13 protein-coding genes are annotated in these 13,294 nt (G+C 28.3%); 2 read left to right on the forward strand and 11 right to left on the reverse strand.

Annotated elements, in window-relative coordinates; translation table 11 throughout:
• Nucleotides 1-192: 192 nt before the first annotated feature.
• The 8 genes from CAMP5063_RS05985 to CAMP5063_RS06020 form a co-directional block, all read right to left on the reverse strand.
• Nucleotides 193-690: a TlpA family protein disulfide reductase gene (locus CAMP5063_RS05985; RefSeq protein ID WP_337194991.1), complete on the reverse strand. Its 498-nt coding sequence runs from the start codon at nucleotides 688-690 to the stop codon at nucleotides 193-195.
• Nucleotides 651-1,142, reverse strand: a complete 492-nt coding sequence (locus CAMP5063_RS05990) for a TlpA family protein disulfide reductase (RefSeq protein WP_263669958.1) — start codon at nucleotides 1,140-1,142, stop codon at nucleotides 651-653. The genes CAMP5063_RS05985 and CAMP5063_RS05990 overlap by 40 nt, the downstream gene beginning before the upstream one ends.
• Complete coding sequence (locus CAMP5063_RS05995; RefSeq protein WP_012661870.1) at nucleotides 1,132-1,788, reverse strand: ABC transporter ATP-binding protein; 657 nt, start codon at nucleotides 1,786-1,788, stop codon at nucleotides 1,132-1,134. Before CAMP5063_RS05995 ends, CAMP5063_RS05990 begins: the two co-directional genes overlap by 11 nt.
• Nucleotides 1,788-2,903, reverse strand: coding sequence for an ABC transporter permease (locus CAMP5063_RS06000; RefSeq protein ID WP_263665458.1), 1,116 nt, complete (start codon nucleotides 2,901-2,903; stop codon nucleotides 1,788-1,790). The genes CAMP5063_RS05995 and CAMP5063_RS06000 overlap by 1 nt, the downstream gene beginning before the upstream one ends.
• Nucleotides 2,893-4,185, reverse strand: coding sequence for an ABC transporter permease (locus CAMP5063_RS06005; RefSeq protein ID WP_133319910.1), 1,293 nt, complete (start codon nucleotides 4,183-4,185; stop codon nucleotides 2,893-2,895). Before CAMP5063_RS06005 ends, CAMP5063_RS06000 begins: the two co-directional genes overlap by 11 nt.
• A complete protein-coding gene (locus CAMP5063_RS06010) occupies nucleotides 4,175-5,596 on the reverse strand; it encodes a Fe-S-containing protein (protein ID WP_133319909.1) in 1,422 nt (473 codons plus the stop codon). The genes CAMP5063_RS06005 and CAMP5063_RS06010 overlap by 11 nt, the downstream gene beginning before the upstream one ends.
• A 77-nt stretch (nucleotides 5,597-5,673) precedes the next feature.
• Nucleotides 5,674-6,195, reverse strand: coding sequence for a ferrirhodotorulic acid transporter, periplasmic binding protein (locus tag CAMP5063_RS06015; protein WP_012661874.1), 522 nt, complete (start codon nucleotides 6,193-6,195; stop codon nucleotides 5,674-5,676).
• Nucleotides 6,192-8,243 carry an FTR1 family iron permease gene (locus CAMP5063_RS06020; protein ID WP_263672900.1) on the reverse strand — a complete coding sequence of 684 codons (2,052 nt, stop codon included), beginning with the start codon at nucleotides 8,241-8,243 and terminating at the stop codon, nucleotides 6,192-6,194. The genes CAMP5063_RS06015 and CAMP5063_RS06020 overlap by 4 nt, the downstream gene beginning before the upstream one ends.
• Nucleotides 8,244-8,528: 285 nt before the next feature.
• Here CAMP5063_RS06020 and CAMP5063_RS06025 point away from each other — a divergent pair, with 285 nt between their 5' ends.
• Nucleotides 8,529-9,905: a cation:dicarboxylate symporter family transporter gene (locus CAMP5063_RS06025; protein WP_337194992.1), complete on the forward strand. Its 1,377-nt coding sequence runs from the start codon at nucleotides 8,529-8,531 to the stop codon at nucleotides 9,903-9,905.
• Here the strand turns inward: CAMP5063_RS06025 and CAMP5063_RS06030 are convergent.
• Together CAMP5063_RS06030 and CAMP5063_RS06035 are read right to left on the reverse strand one after the other, a co-directional pair.
• Nucleotides 9,902-10,759 (reverse strand): D-amino acid aminotransferase, encoded by an 858-nt coding sequence (locus CAMP5063_RS06030; protein WP_263671185.1) that lies wholly within the window; start codon nucleotides 10,757-10,759, stop codon nucleotides 9,902-9,904. The genes CAMP5063_RS06025 and CAMP5063_RS06030 overlap by 4 nt on opposite strands.
• Nucleotides 10,760-10,770: 11 nt before the next feature.
• Nucleotides 10,771-11,748 carry a glycosyl transferase family 90 gene (locus CAMP5063_RS06035; RefSeq protein ID WP_337194993.1) on the reverse strand — a complete coding sequence of 326 codons (978 nt, stop codon included), beginning with the start codon at nucleotides 11,746-11,748 and terminating at the stop codon, nucleotides 10,771-10,773.
• Between the two features lie 131 nt (nucleotides 11,749-11,879).
• Here CAMP5063_RS06035 and CAMP5063_RS06040 point away from each other — a divergent pair, with 131 nt between their 5' ends.
• Complete coding sequence (locus tag CAMP5063_RS06040; protein WP_133319905.1) at nucleotides 11,880-12,371, forward strand: hypothetical protein; 492 nt, start codon at nucleotides 11,880-11,882, stop codon at nucleotides 12,369-12,371.
• On the opposite strand, the gene CAMP5063_RS06045 is transcribed toward CAMP5063_RS06040, so the two are convergent.
• Complete coding sequence (locus tag CAMP5063_RS06045) at nucleotides 12,368-13,291, reverse strand: hypothetical protein (protein WP_337194994.1); 924 nt, start codon at nucleotides 13,289-13,291, stop codon at nucleotides 12,368-12,370. The two genes, CAMP5063_RS06040 and CAMP5063_RS06045, sit on opposite strands and share 4 nt — an antisense overlap.
• Nucleotides 13,292-13,294 lie beyond the last annotated feature (3 nt).

The raw sequence follows: 13,294 nt of genomic DNA on the forward strand, positions 1-13,294 counted from the left end.
TTTCAAAAATAGTTAATGTATTTGATTGATTCATTATTTGTTTGTGTGTTTTACAATATTCATTGACAATATTTTGATAATGAACTTGGAATATTAATATTTTATTTATAAATTTTTACTTAAAAATATTTTAAGATAAAAAATATCTTAAATACTGCAAATACAACAATATTAATACTTTTAATAAAAAAATTACTGTAAAAATTTAATCTTATTTTCTAAAACACTTTTTGGAGTAAGTCCGATGAATTTTTCATTTATTTTGCCTTTTTCATCATAAAAAACTATCACAGGCACACCATAAATTCCACCCACAGCTTTAGACAAAAATGAACTTGCTTTAGCTTCATATAAAAGTGGCAAATCTAACTTTTTTTCCAAAAGAATTTTTTGAGCTTCTTCTTTTGACTTAGCTCCATTTAACACTGCTAAAATAGGAAAGTTTCTTTCTTTATAAAGCTCGTTTAGCATAGGAATTTGCGCATTACACGCACCACAATCTTGCGTGAAAAAAAATAAAGCATAAGCTTGATTTGCATTTTGTGTTTTTAAGGTTTTTTCAAAACCATCGTATTTAAAAGTATAGTTTTGACTTGAATTTAAGGTTTGAAATTCATTATTTGAGCATGCGCTAAAGAAAAAAACACTTATTAAAGCCAAGAAGCAATAGAAGCTTTTAGTTGTGACCATGGTTTTTCTCCTATGATTTTATCTTGCACAACTCCATCTTTAATGACAAAAGTTGTTGGTACTGCAAAAATGTTAAATCTTTGCCATGATATATCTAAATCATCTTGCAAAAATATAATATTTTTATAATCATATTTTGTAGCAAATTCTTCAAAATCTTTCCCCTTATCCACAGAATCAAGTGCTAAAATAGTGATTTTTTTAGGGTATTCGCTAGCTAGTTTTTCCAAGAGTGGTAAGTCTTTTAAACAAGATGCACAACCTTGCTCTACAAAGGTTAAAACAATGAGATTATCAAAATCAGCTAGTTTGATTTTCTCACCTTCTAAATTTTTAGCTGCGATTTCTGGTGCTTTTAAGCCTACTTTGCCGCCATTTTTATTGTTGTTTTCAAAACATGCACTTAAAAAAACTAAACATAAACAAGCTAAAATTATACTCTTAATTTTCACTTTTCATCACTCCATGGCTTAAAATGATAGTTCTATCAGCAAAAGTAGCTAAGTCTGGATTGTGAGTGATTAAAACTATGGTTTTACCATCTTGTTTTAATTTACAAAAAAGCTCTAGAATATTTTTTTCATTTGCCTCATCTAAATTTCCAGTTGGCTCATCTGCTAATAAAATTTCAGGATCATTCACTAAAGCTCTTGCTATACATAGCCTTTGTTGCTCCCCGCCACTTAATTGGCTAGGTAAATGCGTAAGTCTGTGTGAAAGCCCTACTTTTTCTAGTGCCATTATAGCGTCTTTTTGTTCTATACTTGAGTGATAAAACTGAGCTAGCATAACATTTTCTAAAGCATTTAAATAAGGTATTAAATGAAATTGTTGAAAAATCAAACCTATTTTTTCTCTTCTAATTACGCTTTTTTCTTCTTCACTTAAATTTCCAACTTCTTTATCATCTAAAAAATACTCCCCACTACTTTGAGTATCCATTAAAGAAAGTATATTTAAAAGTGTTGATTTACCTGAACCTGATGGGCCCATAATGGCTAGCCATTCGCCTTGCTTTACTTCTAGGTTGATATTTTGCAAAGCTTTAACTTCATTAAAATTACGATTTAAATTTGAAATTTTTATAATATTTTTCATCACTCACCCTTTAAATTTTCACAAACATTGATTTTTAAAGCTTTTTTTAGCGGTAAGATACTTGCAAAAAATGCAAATACTAAAGAAACAAGCACCGCAAAAAACACTGAAAACAATCTAAAATCTATACTTGCATTAAAAATCAAATATCCAAAAATATTTGCTAAAAAATATCCGCAAAAAGCGCCGAGCAAACTCGCACTCAAGCTTAAAATAAACACTTCAGCTCCAAAAAGTTTAATAACTTCTTTATGCTTAGCTCCTAGTGCAAGGTGCAAGGCTATTTCTTTTTTTCTTGAAAAAATCACTGCGCTAAGAGTGGTATTTACACTCAAAGAACTGATGAGCAAAATAGTTAAACTAATCAAAGCCATCAAAGCCTTGATCTTTTCTAAAATCACACCTTCACTAATGGATACTGAAGCTATGACTTTGGCTTCTACATTAGCCTTGCTAAGTTCTTTTGCTTTTTGATCTAAGCTTTCATAATCACCTAGTAAAATAGCTTGAGCATAATTTATCACTTCTTTAGCTGCTAACTCTTGAGCTTTTTTTAAAGAGATGATTAAAACCCCATCTTGCTCATCATTGCTTCTTAAAATAGCTTTGATTTTTACTTTGACTATTTTAGATATACTTGGGTTATAAATTTGCAATTCTTGTCCTATTTTAAGCTCTAATTGTTTAGCTAAATCAGCCCCCACAAAGGCACTATCTTCACTAAAATCACTCAAAGAAAAGCTTCCTTTTAAAACCTCCATAAAAGGCTTGGTAAGCTTTAAATTTGCAAAATCAACCCCAACAACTACCGCACTTGAACTTTCAAGATTATAAAAACCATATAAAAATGGGGTTAAAGCTTTTGCTTTCAAGTTTTCTTTGGCTTGATTAAATTCATCCATGCTTAAAAACTCATCATCTTTTGGCGTGATGATAAAATTAGCTCCATAGGCTTTTAATTCTTTGGACAATTTTGTGTCAATATCAAAATAAATATTAAAAAACGAAGCACTTACCATAGCACCCATAAACACAGCTATAAAAATAATACAAACTCTTTTATAAGAAAAAATAAGAGATTTAAAAACCTCTTGCATAAAAAAATTATTTCCCATATAAAACCTCTGAAGTAGAAAGTTTAGAAATTCCTTTGATAGAAAACAAACATCCTAAAAATACTATAAGCACTGCAAAAAATAAACAAATTGGTAGGATAATCCAGGAAATTTCAATGGTATGTTCAAATATACTCAAGGCGATAATCTCTGACATACCTATACCAAAAGCAAAGCCCAAAACAGCCCCAACTAAAGCTACCACAACCCCTTCTAACGCAAAAATCATATAAATTTGCAAAGTGCTAGCACCTAAAGCTTTTAAAAGCCCTATTTCACTTTTTCTTCTAAAAATATCCGCACTCATTAAAGATGATATGGCTATGGAAGCTACGATTAAGCATATAATGCTAACTACTGCCATTAAAGATTGAATTTTAGATACTATCAAACTTTCTGCATCTGAAATAGCACTCACTACTTTTGTGCTTGCACCTTTAAAATCTTCTGCAATTTGATAGGCAATAGAACTTACATAAGCAGTGCAATACCACTGATCATACTCAAGCTGATCAAGACTATCTACATCGCGTCTTGCTTTTTGTGCTAAATCATTTTCAGGTATAGTCAAAGCTGAAACTTCTGCTTTTGAGAATAAACCTTCTTTTTTAGAAAGCTTTTGTGCTAAAAGTAAAGAAGTGATGATTTTATTTGAAAAAGCTTGAGTTAAATCCATAATACCAACAATTTTTACTTTAAAAATTTGATCATTTTGCACAAGGGTGATTTCATCATCTATTTTTAAATCATACTTTTGTGCTAAATCTATTCCTAGCATTATTTCATCTAAACTATCATCTTTTGGGTAATTTCCTTTGATTTGACTATATTTGTATAATTCTTTAATACCTGCATAAAAATCATCATCATCTTGAATCTTTATAGCCTTATCAAAATAAGTTCCCACTAAAGAGATATTTTCATAATTTGCATTTGGAGTTTGAATTTTTACCTGAGTATCTAAAAATGGCGCAAAGGCATTGATATTATTTCTCCAAAAAATTTCTTTTATAGTATGGAGCTTGTTTTCTTCTAAAAAATTTTGATTTTTCAAAGGCTCATAAATTTTATTACCCACTTCTACACTCAAACTTGCACCTTTAGGTAAAACTAAAATGTTTGATCCATAACTTCTTAATTCTTTTGTAATTTCATTACCTATACCCAAAGTAAGATTTAACATAGTAGCCATAAGTAAAGTAGCTAAAAAAATCGTTAGTAAGGCTAGAGATTTTTGGATTTTATTTTGAAAAATAGAGTTTTTTACAATCTTAACTTGCATAGTCATTTCCTAATAAATTATGAATTCTATATTTTGAAGATTTATTCATATCGATGTATTTTAAAGGATCGTTTTTAAACTCTTCATAATTTTTTTCATTAGCAAAAAAATATGTTCTTCCTTTATAAACATAAGATCTTGGTGCTTTTAAGTTAATAAGCTCGGTATGATCAATAGGATCATAAACTTTCTTTTCTACTACTTGAGTGAAAAAATTTACCCCATCTAAAATTTCTGAAAAAGGTATGATAACTTTACCATTTTCAAATTTATATTTCATAGGGATAGGATTACACCCACCTGCCTTACCTACACTTGGTAAGAAAATTCTAACATTACATGAAATACAAATTAACTCTCCACCTTTTTTAACATACCCCATATCTCCACATATACTACAAGCATCAAAAACTGCTACTGGAGAGTCTTTATCTTCTCTTTTGTTAATTAAGAAAAATCTTACCACTTTACCCTCATCGCTAATATAAGCAAAGCGATGTAAGTTATTATCTCTTAATATTGCCACATCAAAAACAAATTCATTATTTTCATTTGGCTCTACATAGGTTGGCTCGTCTATGGTGATTGGTCTTGAAGCATGCAAGTCATAAAAGAGAAAAATACAAAGACTTAAAATCATAGCACTAAAAATACTTGCACTAAAATTAGTTATAGTTGAATTTTTTGCTTGATTTTTTCTAAATTCTATATCAAAATCTTTTTTCTTGCTGTTTTCACTCACTCTTTGCTTTAAAGCTAAAACTATACAAATTCCTAGCAATAAAAACCATATATATGTATAGAATTTAGCATAATATACACTTTTTGCCACATAGCTTAAATATAAACTTTCTGTTTCTATCACACCTTCTCTCATAAGGTGCAATAAAATTTGTGCTAAAGCTTCATTTAGATAAAAAATCACGATAATGAGTAAAAATAAATTTAAAAATTTAAATTTAAATTCCCTTAGCCATCTTGTAAAAAGATAAACCCCAAAACACATCACAAAAGCAAGCAAAATAAGCCCAAAAGAACTAATCGCTAAAGAATCTAAAAAATTAGTGCTTAATATAGGAAAGTCGATAGAAATATGTAAGTATTTTATACCAAAAGCAAAAGATAATAAAAAAAGCAATATTGCTTGAATTTTTTCTTTTAAAAAATTATTTTTTATAAAAGAAAAAATGATAACACTTAAAAACAATAAAACAAATAAAACATCATTAGAAAAATACAACAAATCATAACTTAGTGTTTTAGCGCTAATAAAAAAAGCAAAATAAGAAAAAACAAAACCCACAAAAGCAAGTTTAAACACTAAAGAATTTTTTAGATTATAAAAAAATAAAGCACTTAAAAGTGCGTAAGAAAAAAATACTCCAAAAAAATGTACAAAATAAATCGACATGGGCTCTTCTTTGATAGAATTTATTTATAAAATCAATAATTTTATAAATAAACCCTAGCAAAAAGCTAGGGAAAAAATCACTTAGGTTTTCCTGTGTATTTAAAGTTGTATTTAACTGAAAATGGCTCAAACCATTTACCAACACCCGTTTCTTTATCAACATGGCGTCCAAAACCTTGTTTTTCTGGGCTTTCTATTAAAAATACTAACTCATAGTTTCCTATGCCTGTATCCATTTTTAAATTTGCACCATAGTGAGGGCCATCATCTGCTACCATAGGCATAAGAGTTCCTGTTTTTACTTTACCATTGTCAAGATTAGTTAGTTTATAAGCTATAGTTAAATAAGGAATCCAAAAACCTTCTGGAAAGCCATTTTTATTGCCCTTTAATGCATGAATATCTGCTTCAAGGTGAATATCTGCTAAACTTGCTGCAAGATCAATCCCTCTTGGCTCCATTTCGATTGGCTGTAAATAAACTGCTGCTATTTCCATACCATTTAACTCATAAGGATCGCCAATTGGCACCTCTGCTGCAAAAACTGAACTAGCTAAAATACTAGCTGCTGCACCCAAACTTAATAAAGTTTTTTTCATATTTTTTCCCTTTTATTTGAAATTTGCTTTGTTATAAAAATACCCATAATGAGTAAGATTAAAACCATAAACTGAGGTATGATGCTCTCATAGTAAGGATAAATTCCAAGCCATAAAATTCCTTCAAAATCAAAAGGAAGTAAGCTTGGTGTAATAACCTTGGCTTCTATGAGCTCACCAATGCCTTTGCCTGTAAAGACAAAGACCATATAAAAAATAATGTATGAAGTTATATAGAAAAATTGTTTTACTGGTATTTTTAAAGCACCAGCTTTTAATAAATAATAAAGTATTATAAGTATAATTAATCCACTAGCTAATCCTATAAATATAAAACTATAATCTGTGCTTGTTTTTGCATCAAATAATAAAGCTTGATAAAAAAGAATAGTTTCAGCACCTTCTCTGTATACAGCTAAAAACACACTAAACCATAAAGTTTTTGCTGAATTATTTGAGATAGCTTCAACTGCTTGAGTTTTTACATAATTTGCCCATTTTTTATTTTGCGCATTTGATAAAAGCCAAAAACCGACATAAAATAGTAATGCAACAGCCACAAGCATAGTAATGCCCTCTAAAAATTCTCTACTTTGCCCTGCTTGTTCTTTAAAAATCCATGAAATAAAAAATGCAGTTACAAAACTTAAAAATACTCCACTCCAAAGTGCTGAATATACTATACTTAAACGCTTTTTATTGCCACTTTGAACTAAATATGAAACTATGGCTACAACAATGATTAAAGCCTCTAAACCTTCTCTTAAGATAATACCCAAAGCCCATATAAATAAAGACATAGGTGAAGATTCTTGAATTTTATCCAAAGAATTTTCAATTAATGCACCAAGCTCATCAAAATTCTGTTTTAATTCTTCTTTAGAAGCACTTGCTTTAATAAGTGCAACACCTTTTGAAAAATAACTTTCTATTTTTAATTTTAAAGCACTATCAATAGCACCAATTTTACTTTCCATACCACTTGCTTCAAAAATATCCAAATAAACATTTTGTAAAGCATCTATGCTATTTAAATTAAAACCATCATAATTTTGTAAAATATTATTAAGTGCAATTTTTATATCATCATATACTTTAGTATAGTTTTTAGTACTCATAACACTTTCATCAAAGCCTTTAACCTGAAGTAAAGCTAATTCTTCTTTGGGTAAAGCTAGGAATGCTTCATATAATAAATCTGATATGTCTGAAATTTCATCTCTTATAGCTTTTTCATCCAAAGTGTTATTGTTGATTTTTCTTATTATAGTTCTAAGTTTTGTTTGAATTTTTTTATCCATACCCGCTTTTGTGTATCTTGCTACTAAAACTTCTACCTTTGAATTTCTATAATCTTCGAATAATGCTGATTGGATTAAATCTTTAGCTTTTTGGTAATCTTTATTTACAAAAGCCAATGCTGCTTGATCAAGTTTTGAAATCATTGAATCCATTAAAAATTGCAATCTTGCATCCATAGCTGAAGCTTCTTGTAAGGCTAATAATGTTTCATCTTTTTGGATATTTTGCTCTTGAGTAGTTGAATTTTGAGTCAAATTTGATGATGCTTGTCCTTTAATATCCTCTCCAAGTAAAGATGCAAACATAGCTTCAGCTTGCGCTTGACGCTCTTTTTCTGCTTTTAAAGATGAGCTTTCAGCTGCTTTTTTATCATAATTTATATCACTAGCTTCGGCTTTTAATTGAAATCCTTTTTCTAATATAGGAACGACCTCATCTAAATCAAAATACAAGCTACTAATTAAAGCTTCTATCTTAGAAATATCTTCTTTATCTTTATACATTTTTCTTAAATTAATAAATTTACGCTCCATCACAATGACTTTTCTACCGACATTGCGACCAATAGAGCCTTCCATGGTTTCAAAATGCTGAAAATATGCATCTTCAGCTTTTTTCTTAGCTTCTAAATTTTTATTATCTTTATATAACACCATACTTTCATTCAAAATTTGCTTAATATTTTGACTTTCTTTTTGATAATCAATATCTCTAGCAAGTGTTAAAGAACAAAATAAAAAAATCATTAATAAACTTATTTTTTTAAACACTATTTTACTCCGAAATGATATTCATTTTTAAAATCATAGTCACAAGTATAGTACTAGCTTTCTTAAATTTAGATAAACATTATCATTATTTATTTCATAATAAATCATACAAAAATACTACAAAATGCTACTTTTATCTACAAAATAAGATAAAAAATTATTATTTTTAGCTTTTATATTTATTTTTTATTTATTTTAACAATAAAAATAAGTTTTTCTTTGCTAATATGTATCGTTTTTTAAAATTACAAGGAGTTTTTTATGCTAGTTATTACTCATGAAAAACCAAGCAAGCTCAAAAAAATGTTAAAAAATTTAGGTTTTTGGGTGATTATAGGAATTATAGCTGGCATTTGCCTTGGCTTATTAGATAAGGAATTTGCATTAGCTAGTAAAATCGGTGTAGATTATTTTATACAAGCTTTAAAAATTCTCATAGGTCCTATTATATTTTTAACTATTGTTTTAGGTGTTATTAGTCTTGAAAGCTTAAAACAAGTTGGAAGCATAGGAGCTAAAGCTTTGCTTTATTTTGAAATAGTAAGCACTTTTGCTTTAGCTATTGGCATTTTTATGGCAAACATTATGGGACCTGGTAAAGGAATGAACCTTGATCCAAGCACTCTAGATCAAGAAAGTGTGGCTCAATTTGTTAATAAAAATATAGAAATAAGTGCGCAAAATGAAATTTTGCATATTTTAAAAGACGCTATACCTACTGATATCATAGCTGCTTTTAGCGAGGGAAAAACTTTGCAAATCTTAGTTATAGCTCTAGCTTGTGCTTTTATTATTTCACTTATGAGAATTGATGAGAGAAAAGCTATACAAAAAACCTTAGAAATTATGCAAAGTTTTGTTTTTAAAATCTTAGAAATCATTATGTATTTTTCTCCCATCGCTGCTTTTTCTGCAATGGCTTTTTTAGTGGCAAAATATGGACTTGATTCTTTATTAAATTTGGGTTATTTACTTATTGTTATGTTGCTTGCTTCTTTGCTTTTTATCTTTGGAGTTTTAGGGCTTATTTGTTTTATTGCTAAAGTCAATATTTTTAAATTTATGCGTTTTATCTCAAGAGAAGTTTTAATAGTTTTTGCCACGAGTTCTAGCGAATCAGCATTAGCTCCGCTTATGAGAAAACTTGAAAAAGCAGGAATTTCAAAAGCCACTGTGGGCTTGGTATTACCAACTGGATATAGTTTTAATCTTGATTGTACTAATATTTATTTAGCTATGAGTTTAATTTTCCTTGCTCAAGCTTTTAATGTAGAACTTTCTTTAACTCATGAAATTAGCATTTTAATAGTGCTTATGATAGCCTCAAAAGGTGCTGTTGGTGTGACTGGATCAGGTTTTATTATACTAGGAAGTACACTTGCGGCTTTATCTAATATGCACATTGCAGAAGCTAACAATGGCTTAGGAGCAAGTTTGGGCGAGGTTTTACCTGTGGCTGCCATTTCTATACTTTTGGGCGTGGATAAATTTATGTCTGAAATTCGTGCTGTGGGAAATTTATGTGGTAATAGCGTAGCAGCTTTAATCGTAGCTATTTGGGATAAACAAATAGACTGGGAAAAATTCCGCTACGCTCTTAATAATCCTAAAGAATTTACTAATGCGGGTTTTGATTAAAAAACCTCTTTTTGAATTTTTTCTACATATTTTTCTCTTAGTTTTTGGGTATAAAAGCCCACCTTACCATCATTAATTACCTTACTATCTGCTTTTATAACACCTAAAATCAAAAAAGTAGCCGCAGAAATAAACACCTCATCAGCCTCATACACTTCTTTCATACTAAAAGCTCTTTGATCTACTTTAAGATCAAGTTCTTTTGCAAATTTTAAGATATTTTTACGGCGAATTCCTGGTAAGATTTCATTAGAAAATGGCTTAGTGATTAAAGTTTTATCTTTTATAATAAAAGCTGAACTACTAGAAGCTTCCGTTACTAAAGCATTTTCTACCATAAAAGCTTCAAAAACCTTAGCTTTAACAGCTTCTTCTTTTGCAAGACATTGAGCTAATAAAGAAATTGATTTTATATCCCTTCTTTTCCACCTTAAATCAGCTGTTGAAATAACACTCACCCCATTTTTAGCAAACTCATGCTCAATCACCTTGCATTCAAAAGCAAAGGCCATAATAGTAGGTTTTAACCCCTTTAAAAGAGCAAAATTTCTACTAGCAACCCCTCTAGTAATTTGCATATAAAGCCCGCCTTCTTTGAGAGAATTTTTAATGATTAATTGTTTTAAAATATTTTCAAATTCTTCTTTTGTATAAGGAATTTGTAGATCAATTTGGGCTAAACTACGCTCAAAACGCTCCCAAAATTCTTCTTTATCAGCTATTTTTGCATTTACCACAGGAACTACTTCATAAATTCCATCTCCAAAGATAAAACCTCTATCAAAAATACTCACTTTAGCTTCGCTAGCTTTTATAAATTCATCATTTAAAAATACTATTTCCATCTCTTGCATAAACTCTCCTTTTAATCAAATAAATTAATAATATCTTTTGGTAAATCAAGCTGATTAGAATAATAAAAATACTTAGCTAAAACTAAAATTCCTATATAAAATTCTATCTTTTCATCTAAAAATTGCTCTATATAAGCATGAGCATTTTGTATGATTTCTTTTGCTCTATGTGGATTAGCTAAATAATAATCAAGCAAAGCTTCTACATTTTCATAATCATCATCAATCAAAGCAAAATGCTCATTTGGAACTAACTTTCCTTCCATAAACCAAGTTTCATAACGCATTTTTGGGGCTAAAACTAAAGAATTTGTTTTCATCGCCCACTTTAAGTTGCTTGCTACATCATTACCTTCCAATGAAAGTAAAAATTTAAACTGGGTTTGATAGGCTCTGCTAATTTTAAAATTTAAATTTTTAATCCATTTTTCGGCTTGAATTTTTCTACCGCCAACATGAGCAATATCGCAACGAGGATTATCAAAATATTTTTCAAAAAATTTAATACGATGAGGTTGATAAATTGCACCTCTAAAAAAGAGTAAGTCTTTTTTATCTTCAAATTGGTTCTTATCTTGTATAAAATCAAAATGTCTGTTTTTGTCTAATTTTAAAATGATATTATTAAAGCCATTTTCAACTGGTCTTGATTTAGCTATGCTTGGATATTTAAGATTATAACTAATATCTCCAAAACCTTCAATCCATAAAAAATCATCATTAAAATATTTACTAATTGCATAAGCATCATAAGCATAGGAAGTTTTTTTAAAGGGAAATTTTCCTATTTTTTCATAATTTTGAAAATTTTTTATATCAAAAAAATCATTTTGCAAATTGTAATAATTTAAGCGAGTGATAATATTATCTATATTTTTTGATTTTAAAAGCTCTTTGAAAATATTTTGTAATTGATTTTGATAAATTTTTCTAGGTATAAAACTTTTAGCTATGCCTTTTACATTCATCATAAATCTAGAATCTGCCATCTTTTTCTTTCTTTATATGCAAAAATAATGTAAATTTTAACACAAGATTTCATTTACAAGACTTAAAATTTATCTTATTTAAAAACAAAAATGCTAAAATCACAAAAATCACATACTTACTAGGTAAAACAATGAAAATACAAGAATTTATTTTAAACTTTATTTTTAAAGTTTCAAATCAACCTGTTAATTTAAAAGATTTATTAGAAGCAAATGCCTTGTTAAATGAAGGTATGATGATAGATCCTGCGAAATTAAATTTTAAATTTAAGGTATTTAATTCTTATCTTATATATACCCTTTTTTGTATAGCCATTTTAGTTCCTATGCTTATCATCAGCCATTATTTTTTAACAATTATTGATTTTCATATTAGCATCTTGAGTGCTATTTTTGTTACCGCTTGTGTTTTTGTTGGCTATGATATTTTTAAAATTTATACTAGAAAAGTAATAAGCAAAAGATTATTGAAAAAAGCCTGGACTTTACATTTTCCATATTTTGCTTATGAAAAATATTCAAAAATAGCAGAAAATATTTATAATCAAGCCATTAAAGAAGAAATTCCAAAAAATCAACTTGAACAATATGTTTTAGAAAAAATCATTCAAACACAAGATTAATCTAAAAAGTCTAAAACTTGATTTTGAAAATACAATGCTTCAAGCTGTCTTTGAAGCTCTTTGTTTTCTTCATCTAAAACTAATTCTTGCGATCTTAAATCCGCTATTTCTCTACTTACATAATAAATTTGATTTCTAATATAAATTTGTGGGAAAAATATCAATAAAGCAAATGCTATCATCAAACCTGCATATAATAAATTTTTAGGGGTTAAATTTTTATTTTCCTCACTTACTATGCTATCTAAAAGTTCGTATTTATCTTCTTGATTATATTCTTGGTTTTCTTCAAGCCTTACCTTTTCTTCTAAAATTTTTTGCTCTTGCTTAGCTAATTTTTCTTTTTCTTTTAATTCTTCTTGAACTTTTTTTATTTTTTCTTGTTCGATTTTTTTTTGCTCTTTTAATTCTTGTTTGAGTTTGACTTTTTCTTTTCTTTTTTCTTTTAAATCTTGAAATTTTGAAGTAACAAAGACATTACTTTGAGTAAGAATTTTAGATATTTGAATAGAATCTTTTTTTTCTTGTTGTATTTTTTCTACTTTTTTTACTTCCTGCAAAGTTTTAACATTTTTAGATGGCTTAAGATTTTTATCATTTTTTTTATCAAATTTTTCTTTTTGCTTTTTGAAAAAATTGAGTTGTAATTTAAAAGGCTTTTTTTCTTCTAATTTAACATTTATCAAATCTTCTTTTAAATAAATAGCGGATTGTTTTTTAGGTTTTTCTTTATATTCTTCATCAAAGTCTGTAAATTTAGGTCTTTTTTTACGCTGTATTCTATTTTTTAATATGCGATCGCTTTCATTGAAATTGTGCTCATACTCTTCATAAGGTCTACCTTCTTTAATAGCCCTAGAATATTTCAACATTTTTTCGCGTATATTTTGTTTTTCTTTTAAAAAATCATCTTCAATCATTAT

This window comes from Campylobacter sp. RM5063, assembly GCF_024723655.1.
GTDB classification, from domain to species: Bacteria; Campylobacterota; Campylobacteria; order Campylobacterales; family Campylobacteraceae; genus Campylobacter_D; species Campylobacter_D lari_D.

Coding starts and splice junctions, on each gene's coding strand:
- CAMP5063_RS05985 (WP_337194991.1), bottom strand. CDS start 690: ATGGTCACAACTAAAAGCTTCTATTGCTTCTTGGCTTTAATAAGTGTT.
- CAMP5063_RS05995 (WP_012661870.1), bottom strand. CDS start 1,788: ATGAAAAATATTATAAAAATTTCAAATTTAAATCGTAATTTTAATGAA.
- CAMP5063_RS06000 (WP_263665458.1), bottom strand. CDS start 2,903: ATGGGAAATAATTTTTTTATGCAAGAGGTTTTTAAATCTCTTATTTTT.
- CAMP5063_RS06005 (WP_133319910.1), bottom strand. CDS start 4,185: ATGCAAGTTAAGATTGTAAAAAACTCTATTTTTCAAAATAAAATCCAA.
- CAMP5063_RS06010 (WP_133319909.1), bottom strand. CDS start 5,596: ATGTCGATTTATTTTGTACATTTTTTTGGAGTATTTTTTTCTTACGCA.
- CAMP5063_RS06015 (WP_012661874.1), bottom strand. CDS start 6,195: ATGAAAAAAACTTTATTAAGTTTGGGTGCAGCAGCTAGTATTTTAGCT.
- CAMP5063_RS06020 (WP_263672900.1), bottom strand. CDS start 8,243: ATGATTTTTTTATTTTGTTCTTTAACACTTGCTAGAGATATTGATTAT.
- CAMP5063_RS06025 (WP_337194992.1), top strand. CDS start 8,529: ATGCTAGTTATTACTCATGAAAAACCAAGCAAGCTCAAAAAAATGTTA.
- CAMP5063_RS06030 (WP_263671185.1), bottom strand. CDS start 10,759: ATGCAAGAGATGGAAATAGTATTTTTAAATGATGAATTTATAAAAGCT.
- CAMP5063_RS06035 (WP_337194993.1), bottom strand. CDS start 11,748: ATGGCAGATTCTAGATTTATGATGAATGTAAAAGGCATAGCTAAAAGT.
- CAMP5063_RS06040 (WP_133319905.1), top strand. CDS start 11,880: ATGAAAATACAAGAATTTATTTTAAACTTTATTTTTAAAGTTTCAAAT.
- CAMP5063_RS06045 (WP_337194994.1), bottom strand. CDS start 13,291: ATGATTGAAGATGATTTTTTAAAAGAAAAACAAAATATACGCGAAAAA.